Origin of the sequence: Prauserella halophila (assembly GCF_024171895.1) — a bacterium.
Taxonomy (GTDB): domain Bacteria; phylum Actinomycetota; class Actinomycetes; order Mycobacteriales; family Pseudonocardiaceae; genus Prauserella; species Prauserella halophila.
Window position 1 is genome coordinate 128,758 of record NZ_JAMTCQ010000016.1, and the last position, 17,980, is coordinate 146,737.

The 17,980-nt window shown below is 71.2% G+C and carries 18 protein-coding genes; 16 read left to right on the plus strand and 2 right to left on the minus strand.

Going from position 1 to position 17,980, the window contains the following annotated elements:
- The first annotated feature begins 132 nt into the window (after nt 1-132).
- On the plus strand, nt 133-1,659 hold the full coding sequence (locus tag LY41_RS23375) for a family 43 glycosylhydrolase (protein ID WP_253866689.1): 1,527 nt from the start codon (nt 133-135) through the stop codon (nt 1,657-1,659).
- A gap of 158 nt (nt 1,660-1,817) precedes the next feature.
- Here LY41_RS23375 and LY41_RS23955 read toward each other — a convergent pair whose 3' ends face one another.
- A complete protein-coding gene (locus LY41_RS23955; protein WP_308292302.1) occupies nt 1,818-2,630 on the minus strand; it encodes a B-4DMT family transporter in 813 nt (270 codons plus the stop codon).
- A 59-nt stretch (nt 2,631-2,689) separates the two neighbouring features.
- Here LY41_RS23955 and LY41_RS23385 point away from each other — a divergent pair, with 59 nt between their 5' ends.
- The 3 genes from LY41_RS23385 to nusB are packed head-to-tail and all read left to right on the plus strand — an operon-like array spanning nt 2,690 to nt 4,870.
- The gene (locus LY41_RS23385; RefSeq protein ID WP_253866691.1) at nt 2,690-3,811 is read left to right on the plus strand and encodes a M24 family metallopeptidase; all 1,122 of its coding nucleotides are present in this window, start codon (nt 2,690-2,692) and stop codon (nt 3,809-3,811) included.
- A gap of 40 nt (nt 3,812-3,851) precedes the next feature.
- Nucleotides 3,852-4,409 carry an elongation factor P gene (gene efp / locus LY41_RS23390; protein ID WP_253866693.1) on the plus strand — a complete coding sequence of 186 codons (558 nt, stop codon included), beginning with the start codon at nt 3,852-3,854 and terminating at the stop codon, nt 4,407-4,409.
- Nucleotides 4,410-4,417: 8 nt separating this feature from the next.
- Complete coding sequence (nusB, locus tag LY41_RS23395; RefSeq protein ID WP_253866734.1) at nt 4,418-4,870, plus strand: transcription antitermination factor NusB; 453 nt, start codon at nt 4,418-4,420, stop codon at nt 4,868-4,870.
- A gap of 280 nt (nt 4,871-5,150) precedes the next feature.
- Here the strand turns inward: nusB and bldD are convergent, their stop codons facing one another.
- Complete coding sequence (gene bldD / locus LY41_RS23400) at nt 5,151-5,639, minus strand: transcriptional regulator BldD (protein WP_003096372.1); 489 nt, start codon at nt 5,637-5,639, stop codon at nt 5,151-5,153.
- Nucleotides 5,640-5,918: 279 nt separating this feature from the next.
- On the opposite strand from bldD, the gene pyrR reads away from it, so the two are divergent.
- From pyrR to LY41_RS23460, 12 genes are all read left to right on the plus strand, one after another.
- The gene (gene pyrR, locus LY41_RS23405) at nt 5,919-6,527 is read left to right on the plus strand and encodes a bifunctional pyr operon transcriptional regulator/uracil phosphoribosyltransferase PyrR (RefSeq protein WP_253866695.1); all 609 of its coding nucleotides are present in this window, start codon (nt 5,919-5,921) and stop codon (nt 6,525-6,527) included.
- Nucleotides 6,528-7,454, plus strand: a complete 927-nt coding sequence (locus LY41_RS23410; RefSeq protein WP_253866696.1) for an aspartate carbamoyltransferase catalytic subunit — start codon at nt 6,528-6,530, stop codon at nt 7,452-7,454. It begins immediately after the preceding gene.
- Entirely contained in the window at nt 7,451-8,749 is a 1,299-nt protein-coding gene (locus LY41_RS23415; protein WP_253866698.1) for a dihydroorotase, read from the plus strand. Before LY41_RS23410 ends, LY41_RS23415 begins: the two co-directional genes overlap by 4 nt.
- Complete coding sequence (locus LY41_RS23420; protein ID WP_253866700.1) at nt 8,749-9,321, plus strand: PH-like domain-containing protein; 573 nt, start codon at nt 8,749-8,751, stop codon at nt 9,319-9,321. The genes LY41_RS23415 and LY41_RS23420 overlap by 1 nt, the downstream gene beginning before the upstream one ends.
- A complete protein-coding gene (gene carA / locus LY41_RS23425; RefSeq protein ID WP_253866701.1) occupies nt 9,318-10,469 on the plus strand; it encodes a glutamine-hydrolyzing carbamoyl-phosphate synthase small subunit in 1,152 nt (383 codons plus the stop codon). The genes LY41_RS23420 and carA overlap by 4 nt, the downstream gene beginning before the upstream one ends.
- Nucleotides 10,469-13,801 carry a carbamoyl-phosphate synthase large subunit gene (gene carB / locus LY41_RS23430; protein ID WP_253866703.1) on the plus strand — a complete coding sequence of 1,111 codons (3,333 nt, stop codon included), beginning with the start codon at nt 10,469-10,471 and terminating at the stop codon, nt 13,799-13,801. The genes carA and carB overlap by 1 nt, the downstream gene beginning before the upstream one ends.
- Nucleotides 13,798-14,619 (plus strand): orotidine-5'-phosphate decarboxylase, encoded by an 822-nt coding sequence (pyrF, locus tag LY41_RS23435; RefSeq protein ID WP_253866705.1) that lies wholly within the window; start codon nt 13,798-13,800, stop codon nt 14,617-14,619. Before carB ends, pyrF begins: the two co-directional genes overlap by 4 nt.
- 383 nt (nt 14,620-15,002) lie before the next feature.
- Nucleotides 15,003-15,320: an integration host factor, actinobacterial type gene (mihF, locus tag LY41_RS23440; RefSeq protein WP_253828801.1), complete on the plus strand. Its 318-nt coding sequence runs from the start codon at nt 15,003-15,005 to the stop codon at nt 15,318-15,320.
- Nucleotides 15,317-15,970: a guanylate kinase gene (gene gmk / locus LY41_RS23445; RefSeq protein WP_253866707.1), complete on the plus strand. Its 654-nt coding sequence runs from the start codon at nt 15,317-15,319 to the stop codon at nt 15,968-15,970. Before mihF ends, gmk begins: the two co-directional genes overlap by 4 nt.
- A gap of 157 nt (nt 15,971-16,127) precedes the next feature.
- On the plus strand, nt 16,128-16,403 hold the full coding sequence (gene rpoZ, locus LY41_RS23450; RefSeq protein ID WP_253866709.1) for a DNA-directed RNA polymerase subunit omega: 276 nt from the start codon (nt 16,128-16,130) through the stop codon (nt 16,401-16,403).
- Between the two features lie 143 nt (nt 16,404-16,546).
- Entirely contained in the window at nt 16,547-17,773 is a 1,227-nt protein-coding gene (coaBC, locus tag LY41_RS23455) for a bifunctional phosphopantothenoylcysteine decarboxylase/phosphopantothenate--cysteine ligase CoaBC (RefSeq protein WP_253866711.1), read from the plus strand.
- Between the two features lie 97 nt (nt 17,774-17,870).
- Nucleotides 17,871-17,980 (plus strand): S-adenosylmethionine synthetase N-terminal domain-containing protein (locus LY41_RS23460; RefSeq protein WP_253866736.1); only part of this gene is annotated, 110 nt, incomplete at its 3' end.

Genomic DNA, 17,980 nt, shown 5'->3' on the forward strand with positions numbered 1-17,980 from the left:
GTTCGGCGCGGGGATGCGGTGCCGGGTCGTGCGGTACGGGGTTGTGCGGCACCGGGTTGTGCGGCACCGGGTCGTGCGCTGCGCGACGTTCGGGGGAGAACGTACGGGGGAGGGACGGAGTTGGTCGGCGCGATGGAGCGGGTGCGGGGCCGGCGGAGCCGGGACCGGCGTGCGGCGCCGGGCGCGGCGCTCGTCGTCGGCGTCGCGCTGCTGGCTGCCTGCAGCCCGAGCGATGCGGAGATCCGGAACGGCGCGGGCGACAGCGCTCCGACGCGCTCCCCGCAGTCGGGGACGGTGCAGCCGGAACAGGTCGCACTCGAGGTCGACCGGCGCAGGAAGAGCGGCGGCGTGGTGGCCCACGGTGGCGCGGACGCGCCGTACAACTACGGCCCGACGGTGATGCGCGACGGCGGCACGACCCGCATGTGGTGGTGCAGCCAGTACGGCCGGGCCCGGCCGCCGGGGGACGATCTGCTGCACGCGCGGTCCGGCGGGCTCGACGGGCCGTTCCGTGCTCCCGGCGGCGGCATTCCGGAGGTGGTGCTGTCGGGTGCGCCCGGGTCGTTCGACGGCAAGCACACGTGCGATCCGTCGGTGATCCGCGTGAACGGGATGTACTACCTGTACTACACCGGTGCGGCGGGCAGCCACGATCACGGCAACGCCGTCGGCCTGGCGACCAGCACCGACGGGCGCAGCTGGAAGCGGACGGGCTCACCGGTCGTGCGGGCGGCCCACGACACGGCCAGGGACAACACCTACGGCGCGGGACAGCCTGCCGTGGTGCACGTCGACGGCTGGTTCTACCTGATGTTCACCGATACCACCGGGAAGGCCGCCGGGTGGAACGGTGCGGGCCAGTTCGTGCTCCGTGCCAAGGAACCGACGTTCTCCGGCAACGTCGAGGCTCTCGGTCCCGACGGATTCACCGATGCCGACGGCACCGCGGCGACCCGCGACCGGTCGGTGGTGGATGCCTTCAGCGCGGATCTGATGTGGGTCGACGCGATGGACGCCTTCGGGATCGCCCACCAGACGGACAACGGCACGACCGTCACGTTCTGGAACCGGGACTTCTCGGCGCAGCCCTACGAGCCGGTGGTGTTGCCGGTGCCGTGGAAGGAGGGCCCGGGCCTGGTCCGCACCCCGCAGGGACATGCGCGCGTCTCCCCGGAGGATCCGTGCGGACGTGTTCCGATCGACGTCGTGCAGGCCACGCGCGTCGGCAAGGCGGGTGCGCCGACGGGACTGCGCCACTTCGGAGCCGACGCGCACGGGTTCGAGGGCTGCCGCACCGTCAGCGGCGCGCTGGCGGTGCTCGACGGGTTCGCGGTGCCGTCACCGGAACGCACGATGGACGTGATCGCCGACGGCCGCGTGCTGCGGGTGGAACGGCGGTCGGTGGCCGAAGCCGTGTCGTCGGGCGTGCTGGACCGGCGGCTGCCGATTCTCGACGAGGCCGACGTCGCAGCCCGGCTACCAGCCGGCGCGAAGGTGGTCGCCTCGCCCGAGGGGCGCGGCTTCCTGCTCGGCGACACGATCTGGCCGGTCACCGGCGCATCGGCCGAGAAGGCCTTCGCGGCGAACGCCTCGGAGCCGGAGCGGATCAGCACCGAACAGTGGCGGACGTACGCGCTCGCGCCGTCCCTCGGCTCCTGACGTCCCTGCGACCGGCGGGCATCGGCACCCCGCAGCGGGTGACGTGACCGGGGCCGGGTCCGGGTCCGGTTCGGACCGTCCGTCCCGATCGAAAAGATCCGGTTCGAGGCGGTCCCGCCCGGGCTCAGGCGTCGCCCGGACTCAGCCGCCGATCGGACTCAGCCGCCGGTCGGCCGGTCGTCGCCGGGTGCGTCCTCGCCGGTCGGCCGTGTCCGCCGCTGTGGGGTAGGGCGCTGCTGTGGGGTGGGACGTTGCTGTGGGGTGGGGCGCTGCGGCGTGGGGCGCGGGCGGCGTTCCCGCGGTGGCGCGAGCAGCACGGTCTCGTTGCGTTCGTCGCGGCCCGCGGGTGTCCGTGCCGCCGATCCCGCAGGGGACGGAGCGGAAGGGGGGTGCGGCCGCGATTCGGCGCTCCCGTCGTCGCCGGGGCCGGTGGACGTGCGGCCGTGTTCGCCGTCGTTGGGCGCCGTGCCGTCGCGACCGGAGGCGGAGCTGCGGTCCTCGGCCGGCTCGGCGGCGTCCTCGTTGTCCAGGTCCTCGTTGTCCAGATCCGCTTCGTCCAGGTCGTCGTCCAGATCGGAGCCGGGACGGGGTAGCCGGGAGCCGACGAGTAGCCCGAGTCCGGCGGGTACCAGCACCAGCAGCGCGGTGAACGCGGCGCCGCTGGTCAGCGCCGCCCCGAGTTCGCTGACACCGGTGCGGTCGACCAGCACCGCCTTGCCGACGACACTGAGCACCCCGGCGACCGGGCCCGTGACCAGCCCGGCGATGAACCAGGTGCGGCCGGTGTCCGGGCGGCGGGCCCAGCCGTCGAGCGCGCCCCACAGTGCGGCCGCACCGACGAGCAGTCCGATCGCGGCCGCGCGCGCGAGCGTTGTCTCGCCGGGCTGGAACACGGCGATCTTGGCGAGCGCGACCGTGGCGGCGGCATGCAGCACCGCCATACCGAGCGCGCGGAGGACCCAGTGCGGCATCGGCCCACTGTAACGGCCACCGGCGCGTCGTCACCCGATCCGGGCTTAAGCTGTTCGCCGTGTCCGACTCGTCCTCCTATACCCACGCCGATGCGCACCGGCGCCGCCGTGGCGCGCTCGCCGAGCTGCTGCAGGCAGCCGAACTCGATGCGCTGCTGGTCACCGACCTGCGCAACATCCGCTATCTCACCGGCTTCACCGGCTCGAACGCCGCGTTGCTACTGCATACGGCAGGGGACGAGGGCACGGTGTTCTGCACCGACGGCCGCTACACCGCGCAGGCGGCCTGCGAGGTGCCGGATCTGACGACGGTCGTCGACCGGGCGAGCGCGCTCGCGCTGGCCCGGCACGTGGCCGGTGATCCCGTGCGGTACCGCTGCCTCGGGTTCGAGAGCCAGTACGTGAGTGTCGAGCAGCACGCGGGCCTCGACGAGACGGTCGGCGACGTCGAGCTGCGCCGCAGTCCCGGCCTGGTCGAGCGCCTGCGCCTGATCAAGGACGAAATCGAGGTCGACGCCCTGCGCAGGGCGTGCGCGGCAGCCGACCAGGCACTCGCCGGGCTGCTCGCCGACGGCGGACTGCGGCCGGGCCGCACCGAACGCGAGGTGGCGCGCGATCTCGAGTCGCGCATGCTCGACCACGGCTCCGAGGCGCCCGCCTTCCCGTCGATCGTCGCCGCGGGCGCGCACTCGGCGATCCCGCATCACCGGCCGACCGAGGCGGTCCTGGCGGCCGGCGATCTCGTGAAGCTGGATTTCGGTGCCACGGTCGACGGGTATCACTCGGACATGACGCGCACCGTCGTGCTGGGGCCGCCCGCCGAGTGGCAGCGCGAGATCTACGAGCTCGTGCTGGCGGCGCAGCGGGCGGGGGTCACGGCCGCCGTTCCCGGAGCGGATACGGTCACGGTGGACGGAGTCTCCCGGGACGTCATCGCGGGGGCGGGCCGCGCCGACGAGTTCCTGCACGGTCTCGGCCACGGTGTCGGCCTGGAGGTCCACGAGGCTCCGAGCTTGGCCAGGACCGGCGCCGGTACACTGGCGGCCGGCATGGCGGTCACCGTCGAGCCCGGCGTGTATCTCGCCGGCCGTGGTGGAGTCCGCATCGAGGACACGCTCGTCGTGCGGGAGTCAGCTCCCGAGCTCCTCACCCTCAGCACGAAGGAACTCGTGGTCGTCTGATCACGCGGCCCGACCCCCCGATACAGGAGAACTCACAGCAGTGGCCACCACCAACGACCTCAAGAACGGCGTCGTCCTCAATCTGGACGGCCAGCTCTGGTCCGTCGTGAACTTTCAGCACGTCAAGCCGGGTAAGGGCGGTGCGTTCGTGCGCACCACGCTCAAGAACGTGCTCTCCGGCAAGGTCGTGGACAAGACGTTCAACGCGGGCGCGAAGGTCGAGACGGCGAACGTCGATCGCCGGGCGATGACGTACCTGTACAACGACGGCACCGACTACGTGTTCATGGACGGCGAGACGTTCGACCAGGTCTCGGTGCCGCCGCGGACCGTGGGCGACGCCGCGAAGTTCATGCTGGAGAACAGCGAGGTCCAGGTCGCCCAGCACGAGGGCGAGACGTTGTACGTCGAGCTGCCTGCCTCGGTCGAGCTGGTCATCGAGCAGGCCGACCCCGGTGTGCAGGGCGACCGTTCCACCGGCGGCACCAAGCCTGCGCAGTTGGAGACCGGCGCCGAGGTCCAGGTTCCGCTCTTCGTCAACCAGGGCGAGAAGATCAAGGTCGACACCCGTGACGGCCGCTACCTCGGCCGCGTGTGAGCACCGCGGTGAGTCCCGAATCGCAGTCTCGGAGCGGCGGTAGGATCGGCCGCCGCACCGCCCGTCGTCGCGCGGTGGAACTGCTCTACGAAGCGACACAGCGCGAGCTCGACCCGGCGGCGGTGTTGCAGGAACACGCCGGCAGCCCCGGTGTGGAGATCGTCGGCGACTACACGTTCACGGTCGTCGAAGGCGTGTCCGCGCACCAGGAGCGGGTCGACGAACTGCTCGCCGAGCACGCGCAGGGCTGGACGCTCGAACGCATGCCGCCGGTCGACCTGGCGATTCTGCGGGTGGGGATCTACGAGATGCTCTGGTCCGCCGACGTGCCGGATGCCGTCGCGATCGACGAGGCGGTCGGTCTCGCGAAGGAGCTGTCCACCGACGATTCGCCGCGGTTCGTCAACGGCGTGCTCGGCCGGATCGGCAACATCGCCGACCGGCTCCGTGCGGTCCTCTGAACCACGTCCCGGCTGAACCGGGCCGTCGGCCGAGCCGGGTCGTCGGCCGAGCCGGGCCGTCCCCGGTCCCGCACGGTCCGCACCGCGGCGCCTGCCGAGACGGGTGTCCCGGTCACACGTCCGGGTGGCCGGGACACCCGGCGTGTCTCGGCGTGCGGTGCCGTCACGCGTCGACGCGCTCGCCGCACCGGAGCCGGGTCCGGAGAGCCGGATCCGGCAGGGAGCGCCCTCGATCGACGAAAAACCGCCTGGGCCGGTGGGGCCGCAGGCGGTTTTCCGATCAGTCCTCCTTGGAGGGACGGGCCTCGGGCGGCAGTACGCCCCAGTCGATGAGCTGTTCGGTCAGCTCGCCGGGCGTCATGTCGTAGATGATCGCCAGTGACCGGAGGTCCTCGGTGCGGATCGAGAGCACCTTGCCGTTGTAGTCGCCGCGCTGGCTCTGGATCGTGGCTGCGTACCGCGCGAGCGGGCCGACCTTCTCTGCGGGCAGCTGCTGCAGCCGCTCGAGGTTGATGACGATCTTCGTCGCGGGTTCGGCGCCGGACGGTACGCGGCCCTCGGGCAGAAGTTCGACCACAGGCACGCCGTAGAAGTCGGCCAGCTCGGCCAGCTTCTGGACCGTCACGGCACGGTCGCCCCGTTCGTAGGAGCCCACCACGACCGCCTTCCAGCGGCCGCCGGACTTCTGCTCGACTCCATGCAGGGACAGGCCCTGTTGCTGGCGGATACCGCGGAGCTTGGCCCCGAGCGCCTTGGCGTAATCGCCCATGTGGTGGTTCTCCGTTTCCTTGCCCCGGATCGGCCCGGCCGGCCGACAGGGAACTCGTGAGTCGAATACTCAGAGTAATGGTTACGCGTTGTCGTCACCAGGTCAAGCAACTCATCGCACCCGGTGAGTTGTTTGCCACAGATGGACCACTCGTTCGGGGAGGTCGTCACGGCTGCTACCGTCTGTGCCGGACCTCCGAAAGTAGGGGTCCGTACGGTCCTCACAGATCTGAACAGTCCTTTAAAGACCCGTCCGGTGAGGCGGGAAAGGAGCTACACCGTGGCACCACCCCGTGGTGCGGCGGCACCGGCCGAGCGGGAACTGCTCTCGGCCGGCGACGTCGCGCGAACCATCGCCCGGATGGCGCATCAGGTCATCGAGAAGACGGCCCTCGACGGTCCCACCGGTGGTGCCGGGGGGACGGACGGCGGGACGGGTACCCCGCTGCCGCCGGTGCTGTTGGGGATCCCCACTCGCGGTACTCCGCTGGCGCGCCGCCTCGCGACCCGGATCGAGGAATTCTCCGGAGTCGCCGTTCCCGCGGGTGCACTCGACGTGACGCTCTACCGCGACGACCTGCGCCGTAAACCGACCCGTCCACTCGAGGAGACCGACGTGCCCGCGGGCGGTATCGACGACCGCGTCGTGATCCTCGTCGACGACGTGCTGTTCTCCGGTCGCACCGTCCGGTCGGCCCTCGACGCGCTGAGCGACCACGGCAGGCCGCGTGCGGTGCAGTTGGCCGCGCTGGTCGACCGTGGTCACCGGGACCTGCCGATCCGGGCCGACTACGTCGGCAAGAACGTGCCCACCTCGCGCACGGAGGAGGTCTCGGTCCTGCTGGCCGAGACCGACGACCGTGACGCCGTTCTGATCAGGGGGCAGTAGATGCGGCACCTGCTCACCACCGACGGGCTCGGCCGGGACGAGGCCACCGCGGTGCTCGAGACGGCCGACGAGCTCAAGCGCACGCTGCTCGGCCGGGAGGTCCGCAAGCTGCCGACGCTGCGCGGGCGCACGGTCGTCACCATGTTCTACGAGAACTCCACCCGCACCCGGGTCTCGTTCGAGCTCGCGGGCAAGTGGATGAGCGCCGACGTCGTGAACGTGTCGGCGGGCGGATCGTCGGTCGGCAAGGGCGAGTCGCTGCGCGACACGACGCTGACGCTGTCGGCCGCGGGCGCGGACTGCGTGATCGTCCGGCACCCGGCCTCCGGCGCGCCGCACCGGTTGTCCGGCTGGCTCACCGACACCCGCACGTCGGTGGTCAACGCGGGCGACGGCATGCACGAACACCCGACGCAGGCGCTGCTCGATGCGGCCACGCTGCGCGAGCGGCTCGGCGGCATCGAGGGACGGCGGATCGCGATCGTCGGCGATGTCCTGCACAGCCGGGTGGCCAGGTCGAACGTGCACCTGCTGGCGACGCTCGGGGCCGAGGTCGTGCTGGTCGCGCCGCCGACACTGCTGCCGTACGGCGTCGAGCAGTGGCCGGTGACCACGGCCTTCGACCTGGATTCGCAGCTTCCCGGCGTCGACGCGGTGATGATGCTGCGGGTACAGGCCGAGCGGATGCAGGGAGGGTTCTTCCCGTCGGCGCGGGAGTACTCGATCGCATACGGATTGAACGAGAAGCGGCTCGCGATGCTGCCGGAACACGCCGTGGTGCTGCACCCGGGGCCGATGCTGCGGGGCATGGAGATCGCCTCGCCGGTGGCGGACAGCCCGCGGGCGGCGATCACCGACCAGGTCTCCAACGGCGTCCACGTGCGCATGGCGGTGCTGTACCACCTGCTGGCAGGGGAAGAGTTATGACGGAAGTCCTGATCACGGGTGCTCGACCGTACGGCGAGGGCGATCCGGTGGACGTGCTGGTGGCCGACGGGGTCATCGCCGAGATCGGTGAACGGGGAGCGGTGCAGGCGCCGTCCTCGGCCGAGGTGCTCGACGCCGCGGGGCAGGTGTTGCTCCCGGGGCTGGTCGACCTGCACACCCATCTGAGGGAACCGGGCCGGGAGGACACGGAGACGATCGAGACCGGTTCCCGGGCGGCGGCGCTCGGCGGCTACACGGCCGTGTTCGCGATGGCCAACACCGATCCGGTGGCCGACAACGCACTCGTCACCGGCCACGTGCTGCGCCGGGGCCGGGAGACCGGCCTGGTGGACGTGCACCCGGTCGGGGCCGTGACCGCCGGTCTGGAGGGGGAGCGGCTGGCGGAGATGGGCACGATGGCGACCGCCGAGGCCGGGGTGCGGATGTTCTCCGACGACGGCAGGTGCGTGTCGGACCCGCTGCTGATGCGCCGTGCGCTGGAGTACTCGACGGCGCTGGGTGTGGTCATCGCGCAGCATGCGGAGGATCCGCGCCTCACCGGTGGGGCACAGGCGCACGAGGGTGAACGGGCCTCCCGGCTGGGGTATGCGGGATGGCCCGCGTCGGCGGAGGAGTCGGTCGTCGCCCGGGACTGTGTCCTGGCGCGGCACGCGCACGCGCGGTTGCACGTCTGCCACGTGTCGACCACGGGTACGGTGGACGTGCTGAACTGGGCGAAGGGGCTCGGCATCGACGTCTCGGCCGAGGTGACGCCGCATCATCTGCTGCTCACCGACGAGCGCCTGGAGACCTACGACCCGGTGAACAAGGTGAACCCGCCGCTGCGGGCGGGACGGGACACCGAACGGCTGCGGCAGGCGCTGGCCGACGGGGTCCTGGATTGTGTCGCCACGGATCACGCGCCGCACGCCGAGCAGGACAAGAGCTGTGAGTGGGACGCCGCGCGCCCCGGGATGCTGGGTCTGCAGACGGCGCTGTCGATCGTCGCGGACACGATGGTGGGCAGCGGGCTGCTGGACTGGCGCGGCGTGGCCCGGGTGATGAGCGAGCGGCCCGCGGAGATCGCGGGACTGCCCGACCAGGGCAGGCCACTGGCGGCGGGGGAGCCGGCGAACCTCGTGCTCGTCGATCCGGACGCCGAATGGACGGTGCGGGGAGCGGAGCTGGCGAGTATCGCGGGCAATACTCCGTACGAGGGGATGCGACTGCCCGCCGTGGTGACGGCCACGCTGCTGCGTGGGCGGATCACGGCTCGTGAAGGGAAGATCGACTGATGGACAGGCTGTTGCTGACGCTGGTGTTCGTCGCGCTGCTGGTGCTGTGCGTGTACGGCATGTGGAAGGGCTGGCGACGACAGGCGCGGGCGCAGAGTGTGCGCATCCCGCCGTTCCCCGAGCGTCCGGCGGAGCCGGGGGCTCCGCAGCTGGAGACACCGGGCCTGTACGTGGCGACGACGCATGCGGGGCACTGGCAGGAGCGCATCGTCACTCGCGGCGCGGGGCTGCGCGGGCCTGCGGCGCTCCGGCTGTACGACGACGGTATCGAGGTCGACCGCGACGGCATGCCGAGCTTCTGGATTCCCCGCGAGGCGATCACCGGGATCGCCACCGGCAAGGGTATGGCAGGCAAGGTCATGGGGACCGACAGCCTGCTGATCGTCACCTGGCGCGCGGGAGAGTCCGACGGCGACGGCGGCTCCGGCCGCACCGTCGAGCTGGACACGGGCTTTCGCGCCGACGATCGCGGCGTCTATCCACAATGGATCAAACAGGTCGAACGTGACACGGCGGGTGACGCCGGGTCCGCGAGTGACCACGAGCGCATCGCGGGAGGTGCACAGGCATGAGCGCGACACGCACACCGGCGGCTCTCGTGCTCGAGGACGGCCGGATCTTCCGGGGCAGCGCCTACGGGGCCCTCGGCAGGACCCTCGGCGAGGTGGTGTTCTCCACGGGCATGACCGGGTACCAGGAGACGCTGACGGACCCGTCGTATCGCAGGCAGATCGTCGTGCAGACGGCGCCGCAGATCGGCAACACCGGATGGAACGACGAGGACGACGAGTCCTCGCGGATCTGGGTGGCGGGTTACGTGGTGCGGGATCCGGCGCGCAGTCCGTCGAGCTGGCGGTCGAAGCGCGGGCTCGACGAGGAACTGGCGGCGCAGGGCATCGTCGGTGTCTCCGACGTGGACACCCGGACGCTGACCCGGCACATCCGCGAGCACGGCGCCATGCGCGCAGGCGTGTTCTCGGGTGACGGACTGGCGGCCGACGACGAGATGGTGGCTGCCGTCGCCGCCAGCCCCGCGATGGCGGGTGCCGACCTCGCGGGCGAGGTGACGACGGCGCAGCCGTACGTCGTGCCTGCGGTCGGCGAGACCCGCTTCCGCGTGGCGGCGCTGGACCTCGGCATCAAGGCGAACACCCCGCGGCAGCTGGCCAGGCGGGGGATCGAGGTGCACGTACTGCCCGCGACGTCCACAGTGGACGACCTGGTGGCCGTGGGTGCCGACGGCGTGTTCCTGTCGAACGGTCCGGGGGACCCGGAGACGCAGAGCCACGCGATCGAGCTGACGAAGGCCACACTGCAGCGCGAGATCCCGCTGTTCGGCATCTGCTTCGGCAACCAGATCCTGGGCCGCGCACTGGGCTTGGGCACGTACAAGATGCGGTACGGCCACCGCGGCATCAACATCCCGGTGATCGACGCGGCGACCGGCCGGGTCGCGATCACCGCGCAGAACCACGGGTTCGCCCTCGAAGGGGAACCCGGGAAGCGGTTCGACTCGCCGTTCGGCACCGCCGAGGTGAGCCACCACTGCGCCAACGACGGCACGGTCGAAGGCCTGCGATGCGTGGACGTGCCCGCGTTCTCGGTGCAGTACCACCCCGAGGCCGCTGCGGGCCCGCACGATGCGAACCCGCTGTTCGACGACTTCGTCTCGCTCATGCACAGCCGCCGGACGAGCACGGCACAGGAGGCGCGCCAGTAATGCCGAAACGCACTGACATCGAGCACGTGCTCGTGATCGGCTCGGGGCCGATCGTCATCGGCCAGGCGGCCGAGTTCGACTACTCCGGCACGCAGGCGTGCCGCGTGCTGCGCCAGGAAGGCCTCCGGGTCAGCCTGGTCAACTCCAACCCGGCGACGATCATGACCGACCCGGAGTTCGCCGACTCCACCTACATCGAGCCGGTGACGCCCGAGTTCGTGGAGAAGGTCATCGCCGCGGAGCGCCCCGACGCCCTGCTGGCGACCCTCGGCGGGCAGACGGCGCTCAACTGTGCCGTCGCGCTGCACGACGACGGGGTGCTGGAGAAGTACGGCGTCGAACTGATCGGCGCCGACATCGACGCGATCCAACGCGGTGAGGACCGGCAGAAGTTCAAGGACATCGTCCGCGAGGTCGGCGGCGACGTGCCCCGCAGTGCCGTCTGCCACTCGATGGACGAGGTCCGCGCGACCGTCGCGGAGGTCGGGCTTCCCGTCGTCATCCGGCCGTCGTTCACGATGGGCGGCCTCGGTTCGGGCATGGTGCACACCGAGGAGGAGATGGAGCGGCTCGCGTCGCTGGGCCTCGAGGAGAGCCCGGTGACCGAGGTGCTCATCGAGGAGAGCGTGCTCGGGTGGAAGGAGTACGAGCTCGAGCTGATGCGCGACGGCCACGACAACGTCGTGGTGGTCTGCTCCATCGAGAACGTCGACGCGATGGGCGTGCACACCGGTGACTCGATCACCGTCGCACCGTCGATGACGCTGACCGACCGCGAGTACCAGCACATGCGCGACGTCGGCCTCGACGTACTGCGCGCGGTGGGCGTGGCGACCGGCGGCTGCAACATCCAGTTCGCGATCAACCCCACCGACGGGCGCATGGTCGTGATCGAGATGAACCCGCGGGTGTCGCGTTCGTCGGCGCTGGCGTCGAAGGCCACGGGCTTTCCCATCGCGAAGATCGCCGCCCGGCTGGCGATCGGCTACACCCTCGACGAGATCAGCAACGACATCACCGGCGAGACGCCGGCGAGCTTCGAACCGACGCTCGACTACGTCGTGGTGAAGGTGCCGCGCTTCGCGTTCGAGAAGTTCCCGGGCGCCGACCCTGAGCTGACGACGACGATGAAGAGCGTCGGCGAGGCGATGGCGATCGGCCGTAGCTTCCCGGAGGCGCTCGGCAAGGCGATGCGGTCCATGGAGACCAGCCGCGTCGGGTTCTGGACGCGGCCGGATCCGGAGGGCGCCACCCTCGAATCCACATTGGACGAACTGCGCACGCCGCACGACGGCCGGATCTACGCCGTGGAGCGGGCACTGCGGTTCGGTGCGGCACCGGACGAGGTGCAGCGGGCCAGCGGCATCGACCCGTGGTTCCTCGACCAGATCGCGCTCATCGGCGAGGTCGGGGCCGAGATCCGCGACGCGCCGGTACTGGCGGGTGACCTGCTGCGGCGCGCCAAGCGGACGGGCCTGTCGGACCGGCAGATCGCGGCGCTGCGGCCGGAACTGGCGGGTGAGGACGGCGTCCGGTCCCTGCGGCAGCGGCTCGGCGTGCACCCGGTGTTCAAGACGGTCGACACGTGCGCGGCCGAGTTCGCCGCCCGCACGCCGTACCACTACTCGGCCTACGAGGCCGACCCGGGAGCGGAGACCGAGGTCGTCGCGCAGCCGGACAAGCCGAAGGTGCTGATCCTCGGTTCCGGCCCCAACCGCATCGGCCAGGGCATCGAGTTCGACTACTCGTGCGTGCACGCTGCGCTGGCACTGCGTGAGGCCGGGTTCGAAGCGGTGATGGTCAACTGCAACCCGGAGACGGTCTCCACCGACTACGACACCTCGGACCGGCTGTACTTCGAGCCGCTGACGTTCGAGGACGTGCTGGAAGTGGTGCGGGCCGAGCAGGAGTCGGGCACCGTCGCGGGCGTCATCGTCCAGCTGGGCGGCCAGACGCCGCTCGGCCTGGCGCAGCGGCTCGCCGACGCGGGCGTGCCCGTCGTCGGCACCCCGCCGGAGGCGATCAACCACGCCGAGGACCGCGGTGCGTTCGGTGACGTGCTCACCGGTGCCGGGCTGCCCGCACCGAAGTACGGCACGGCCACCTCGTTCGACGGTGCCAAGCAGATCGCCGACGAGATCGGGTACCCGGTGCTGGTGCGGCCGTCGTACGTGCTCGGCGGCCGTGGCATGGAGATCGTCTACGACGAGGCCTCGCTCGAGAACTACATCGCCCGCGCCACCGAGGTCACCCCGGAACATCCGGTGCTGGTCGACCGGTTCCTGGACGATGCGATCGAGGTCGACGTCGATGCGCTCTACGACGGCGAGGAACTGTTCCTCGGCGGCGTGATGGAGCACATCGAGGAGGCGGGTGTGCACTCGGGCGACTCGGCGTGCGCACTGCCGCCGATCACGCTCGGCCGCACGGACCTCGACCAGGTGCGCCGGTCCACCGAGGCGATCGCCCGCGGTGTCGGCGTGCGCGGACTGCTCAACGTGCAGTACGCGCTCAAGGACGACGTGCTGTACGTGCTCGAGGCGAACCCACGGGCGTCGCGGACGGTGCCGTTCGTGTCGAAGGCCACGGCCGTGCCGCTGGCGAAGGCGGCGTCGCTGATCATGACCGGCTCGTCGATCAAGGAGCTGCGGGGCAGGGGAGTGCTGCCGGCCGAGGGCGACGGCGGGCAGCTTCCCGTGGCCGCGCCGGTGGCGGTCAAGGAGGCGGTGCTGCCCTTCCACCGCTTCCGCACGCCCGAGGGGCACGGCGTCGATTCGCTGCTCGGCCCGGAGATGAAGTCCACCGGCGAGGTGATGGGCGTCGACACGGCGTTCGGCACGGCGTTCGCGAAGTCGCAGTCCGGCTCCTACGGTTCGCTGCCGACGAGCGGCACCGTGTTCGTGTCGGTGGCCAACCGCGACAAGCGGTCGCTGGTGTTCCCGGTCAAGCGGCTGGCCGATCTGGGCTTCGACGTGGTCGCGACGGCCGGTACGGCCGAGGTGCTGCGGCGCAACGGCGTACCGTGCGGCGTGGTCCGCAAACAGCACGAGGCCGCGGACGTGGCCGCCACGATGAATCCGGACGATCCGAACATCGTGGAGCTGATCCTCGACGGCGGCGTCGACATGGTCATCAACACCCCGTACGGCAACAGCGGTCCCCGCATCGACGGCTACGAGATCCGCACCGCGGCCGTCACTCGCGGCATCCCGTGCGTGACGACCGTGCAGGGCGCGTCGGCGGCGGTGCACGGGATCGAGGCGATGATCCGCGGCGACGTCGGGGTGCGCTCGCTGCAGCGGCTGCAGGCGGCGCTGCGGGACGGCTCGTGAGCGAACGGTTCGGGGCCCGGCTGGCCCGCGCGGTCGCCGCGCGCGGGCCGCTGTGCGCCGGTATCGACCCGCATCCCGGGCTCCTCGCGGAGTGGGGACTGCCCGCCGACGCGAGTGGGCTCGAACGGTTCGCGTTGACGGCCACGGAGGCACTCGCCGGCGAGGCGGCGGTCGTCAAGCCGCAGTCGGCGTTCTTCGAGGCCTACGGCGCGGCCGGAGTGGGCGTCCTGGAACGCGTCGTCGCAGCGTGCCGGGAGGCGGGTGCGCTCGTGCTGCTGGACGTCAAGCGGGGTGACATCGGGTCGACGATGGCGGCGTACGCGGCCGCCTATCTGTCCGACGGTGCACCGCTGGCCGCCGATGCCGTGACGGTCTCGCCCTACCTCGGATTCGGGGCGCTGGAGCCCGCGTTCGAGGCAGCGGCGGCCACGGGCAGGGGAGTGTTCGTACTCGCCCGCACGTCGAATCCCGACGGCGCGTCGTTGCAGCAGGCGGACGAGGGCGGCCGGTCGGTCGCGCAGTCCATTGTGGATGCTGCTGCGGCCCGCAACGCCGGCGCCGAGCCGCAGGGTGACGTGGGCGTCGTCGTGGGTGCGACGAACGTCCCGGGTGAGCTTCGCCTCGCAGGCCTGAACGGGCCGGTGCTCGCTCCCGGTTTCGGCGCTCAGGGTGCGACGGCGGCCGACCTCGCGGCCGTGTTCGGGCCCGTGTTGCCCGCGGTGCTGCCCGCCTCGTCGCGGGCCGTACTGCGGTGTGGTCCGGACCCGGCGGCGATGCGCACCGAGCTGCGCCGGGTGCAGGCCGGACTCGCGGCCTGAGCCGGATCGGATCGCGGGTCCGGGGCCGGTATTCGGTTCGCGTACGCGAATGGAAGCCCTGGTCCACAGCGAAGTTGATCTTGCACTAGGCTGTCGGTGGAAGTGGCGCAGCGGGGGTACGCGGTGCCACTGTCACCGGCGTTCGGTGGCAGGGAATTCCGGCCTTGTGCCGCCCTGTCCCGACAGCTGTGGGTAGGGTCTTCCCGGGTTTGTGCGCCGCGGCCTCCAGTCGCGGCGCTCCGGGCGCGGATCGGCCGCGTGTGCGGGCATTTTCGGGCACGTACAGGCCGGGTTCAGCGCTCACCCCCGCATTGTGAGTCCAGGTCAGGGGTGGGTACGGTCGCCACACCCACCCAGAATTTTGAGTAATACCGGAGGAAAACGTGGCACTTCCCCAGCTCACCGAGGAACAGCGTGCTGCGGCGCTGGAGAAGGCCGCCGCCGCCCGTCGCGCCCGCGCGGAGCTCAAGGAGCGGCTCAAGCGCGGCGGTACGACCCTCGACGATGTGCTGAAGCAGGCCGACGAGGACGAGGTGCTCGGCAAGATGAAGGTCTCCGCACTGTTGGAGGCCCTGCCGGGCGTGGGCAAGGTACGTGCACAGCAGACGATGGAGCGCCTCGAGATCGCGGCGAGCCGTCGGCTGCGCGGCCTCGGTGAACGGCAGCGCAAGGCGCTGCTCACCGAGTTCAGCGGCGAGTGAGCGAGCAGCGACAGCGCGGCTCGAACCAGGCCGGCGTGCGCGGCGGCCGGAGGGCATCCGGTGAGCCGGTGCCGGGCACGACCGCCCGGCGCCGGCTCACCGTCGTATCGGGCCCGTCCGGGGTCGGCAAGTCGAGCGTCGTCGGCGAGCTGCGTGCACTCGATCCGGACATCTACTTCAGCATCTCCGCGACCACCCGCGCCCCGCGCGGCGGCGAGGTCGACGGGGCGCACTACCGCTTCGTCGACCGGGCGACGTTCGACGCGATGGTCGCCGACGGGCAGTTCCTCGAGTACGCGGAGTTCGCGGGCAACTGTTACGGCACTCCCCGCGAGCCCGTCGAGCGTGCTCTCGACGGGGGCAGGCCCGCCGTGCTGGAGATCGAACTCCAGGGCGCTCGCCAGGTGCGCGAGGCCATGCCCGATGCGCAGCTCGTGATGCTGGTGCCGCCGTCCTGGGGTGAGCTGGTCGACCGGCTCACCGCTCGCGGTACCGAGGCCATGGAGGCCGTGCAGGCGCGGCTCGGCGAAGCCGAACGCGAACTCGCGGCCGCCAGCGAGTTCGACGCGCAGGTCGTCAATGCCGATGTGAAGACCGCCGCGCGGGAGTTGCTAGACTTGGTCAGAGGCCCGTCCGGGTCGCCGGACTGAGTCCGGGGAGTGGTCGCAGGGACCGTCCCGCCGGATCACCCGGCCGCGGACGGTCCACGCCGTTCCCGCACCGCACTGTCCGGTGCCGCACCGTTCGGTACGGCACCGTTCGATACAGACCTTCCGATACCGACGCTTTCGTAGATTCGGAGCAGTAGTGACCGCGTTCACGTTGGGCCCGCAGAGCGAGCAGCTCGAGGGCATCACGAACCCGCCCATCGACGACCTGCTCGACAAGGTCAGCTCCAAGTACGCGCTCGTGGTCTACTCGGCCAAGCGCGCCCGGCAGATCAACGACTACTACGCGCAGCTCGGCGAGGGTCTGCTCGAGTACGTCGGTCCGCTCGTCGAGCCGGGCCCGCGCGAGAAGCCGCTGTCGATCTCTCTCCGTGAGATCCACGCCGGTCTGCTGGAGCACACGGAAGGCGAGTGAAGCGAGAGCTCACCCCACGTGAGGAAACCGGCGACGCCGGCACCGCGAGACGGTGCCGGCCGCCGGTTTTCGTCGTCCCGGAGCGGTTCGCGTGACGCCCCGCACGTTGCGGCGCGGCAACCGGGGCCGTAGGACCTACTGATATGAAGCGGATCGTTCTCGGGGTCGGCGGTGGCATCGCGGCCTACAAGGCGTGCGAGGTGCTGCGCGGGCTGACCGAAGCCGGTCACGACGTCCGGGTCGTGCCCACCGACGCCGCCCTCAACTTCGTCGGGGCGGCGACGTTCGAGGCGTTGTCGGGGCATCCGGTGCACACCGGTGTGTTCACCGCCGTGCCCGAGGTGCAGCACGTGCGCATCGGGCAGGAGGCGGACCTGGTCGTGGTGGTGCCCGCCACCGCGGACCTGCTCGCGCGCGCCGCTCACGGCCTCGCCGACGACCTGCTCACCGGCACGCTGCTCACCGCTCGCTGTCCGGTCGCGTTCTTCCCCGCGATGCACACCGAGATGTGGGAGCACCCGGCGACCCGCGACAACGTCGCGACCCTCCGCTCCCGCGGTGCCGTCGTCGCCGAACCCGCCGCGGGCAGGCTCACCGGTGTCGACAGCGGCAAGGGCCGCCTCGCCGATCCGCGCGAGATCGTCGACGTCGCACGGCTGCTGCTGGCCCGTGGTGATGCGCTGCCGCGGGACCTCGAAGGCCGCCACGTGGTCGTCTCGGCGGGCGGCACGCGCGAACCCCTCGACCCGGTGCGGCACCTCGGTAACCGTTCCTCCGGCAAGCAGGGCTACGCCCTGGCCCGCGTGGCGGCCCAGCGGGGCGCGCGGGTGACGCTCGTGTCCGCCCACACCGACGCGCTGCCGGAACCGGCGGGCGCGGACCTGGTCCCCGTCTCGACCGCGGCGCAGCTGGGGGAGGCCGTCGATGTGGCGGCCGCCGACGCCGACGTCGTCGTGATGGCCGCCGCCGTGGCCGACTTCCGCCCCGCAGGGACCACCGGACACAAGATCAAGAAGAGTGACGACGACGCCGATCCGGTCCTCGAGCTCGACCGCAACCGCGACGTGCTCGCCGGGCTCGTGGCGCGGCGCTCTCCTGGACAGATCGTCGTCGGGTTCGCCGCGGAGACCGGTGACGCCGCGGGCAGCGTGCTCGAGCACGCGCGCGCCAAGCTCGCGCGTAAGGGTTGCGATCTGCTGGTCGTCAACGCCGTCGGCGAGGGCGGTGCCTTCGACGCCGACGACAACACGGGATGGCTGCTCGCCTCGGACGGGGCCGAGGACCGCATTCCGCTCGGCGCGAAGTCCGAGCTCGCCGCGACGGTCTGGGACACGGCCACGCGACTGCTGGGCGGCGCCCCCGGCAGCTGACCAGTGCTGCCGGGGCGCGTCCCAGATACCGGGACATGCACCGATGCCGCCGATAGGGTGAGTCCGTTCCCCGTCGTCGAGAGGTGAGGTGCACCCGGTGGCCACCGCGCAGGGCAGGTTGTTCACGAGTGAGTCGGTGACCGAGGGTCACCCGGACAAGATGTGTGACGCGATTAGCGACACGATTCTGGATGCGATGTTGGCGCA

Excerpts from the sequence above, each read along its gene's own strand:
- bldD (WP_003096372.1), bottom strand. The coding sequence starts at position 5,639 with ATGGGCGATTACGCCAAGGCGCTCGGGGCCAAGCTCCGCGGTATCCGC.
- carA (WP_253866701.1), top strand. The coding sequence starts at position 9,318 with ATGAGCGCGACACGCACACCGGCGGCTCTCGTGCTCGAGGACGGCCGG.
- coaBC (WP_253866711.1), top strand. The coding sequence starts at position 16,547 with ATGAAGCGGATCGTTCTCGGGGTCGGCGGTGGCATCGCGGCCTACAAG.
- LY41_RS23420 (WP_253866700.1), top strand. The coding sequence starts at position 8,749 with ATGGACAGGCTGTTGCTGACGCTGGTGTTCGTCGCGCTGCTGGTGCTG.
- LY41_RS23955 (WP_308292302.1), bottom strand. The coding sequence starts at position 2,630 with ATGCCGCACTGGGTCCTCCGCGCGCTCGGTATGGCGGTGCTGCATGCC.
- carB (WP_253866703.1), top strand. The coding sequence starts at position 10,469 with ATGCCGAAACGCACTGACATCGAGCACGTGCTCGTGATCGGCTCGGGG.
- LY41_RS23375 (WP_253866689.1), top strand. The coding sequence starts at position 133 with ATGGAGCGGGTGCGGGGCCGGCGGAGCCGGGACCGGCGTGCGGCGCCG.
- LY41_RS23410 (WP_253866696.1), top strand. The coding sequence starts at position 6,528 with ATGCGGCACCTGCTCACCACCGACGGGCTCGGCCGGGACGAGGCCACC.
- LY41_RS23415 (WP_253866698.1), top strand. The coding sequence starts at position 7,451 with ATGACGGAAGTCCTGATCACGGGTGCTCGACCGTACGGCGAGGGCGAT.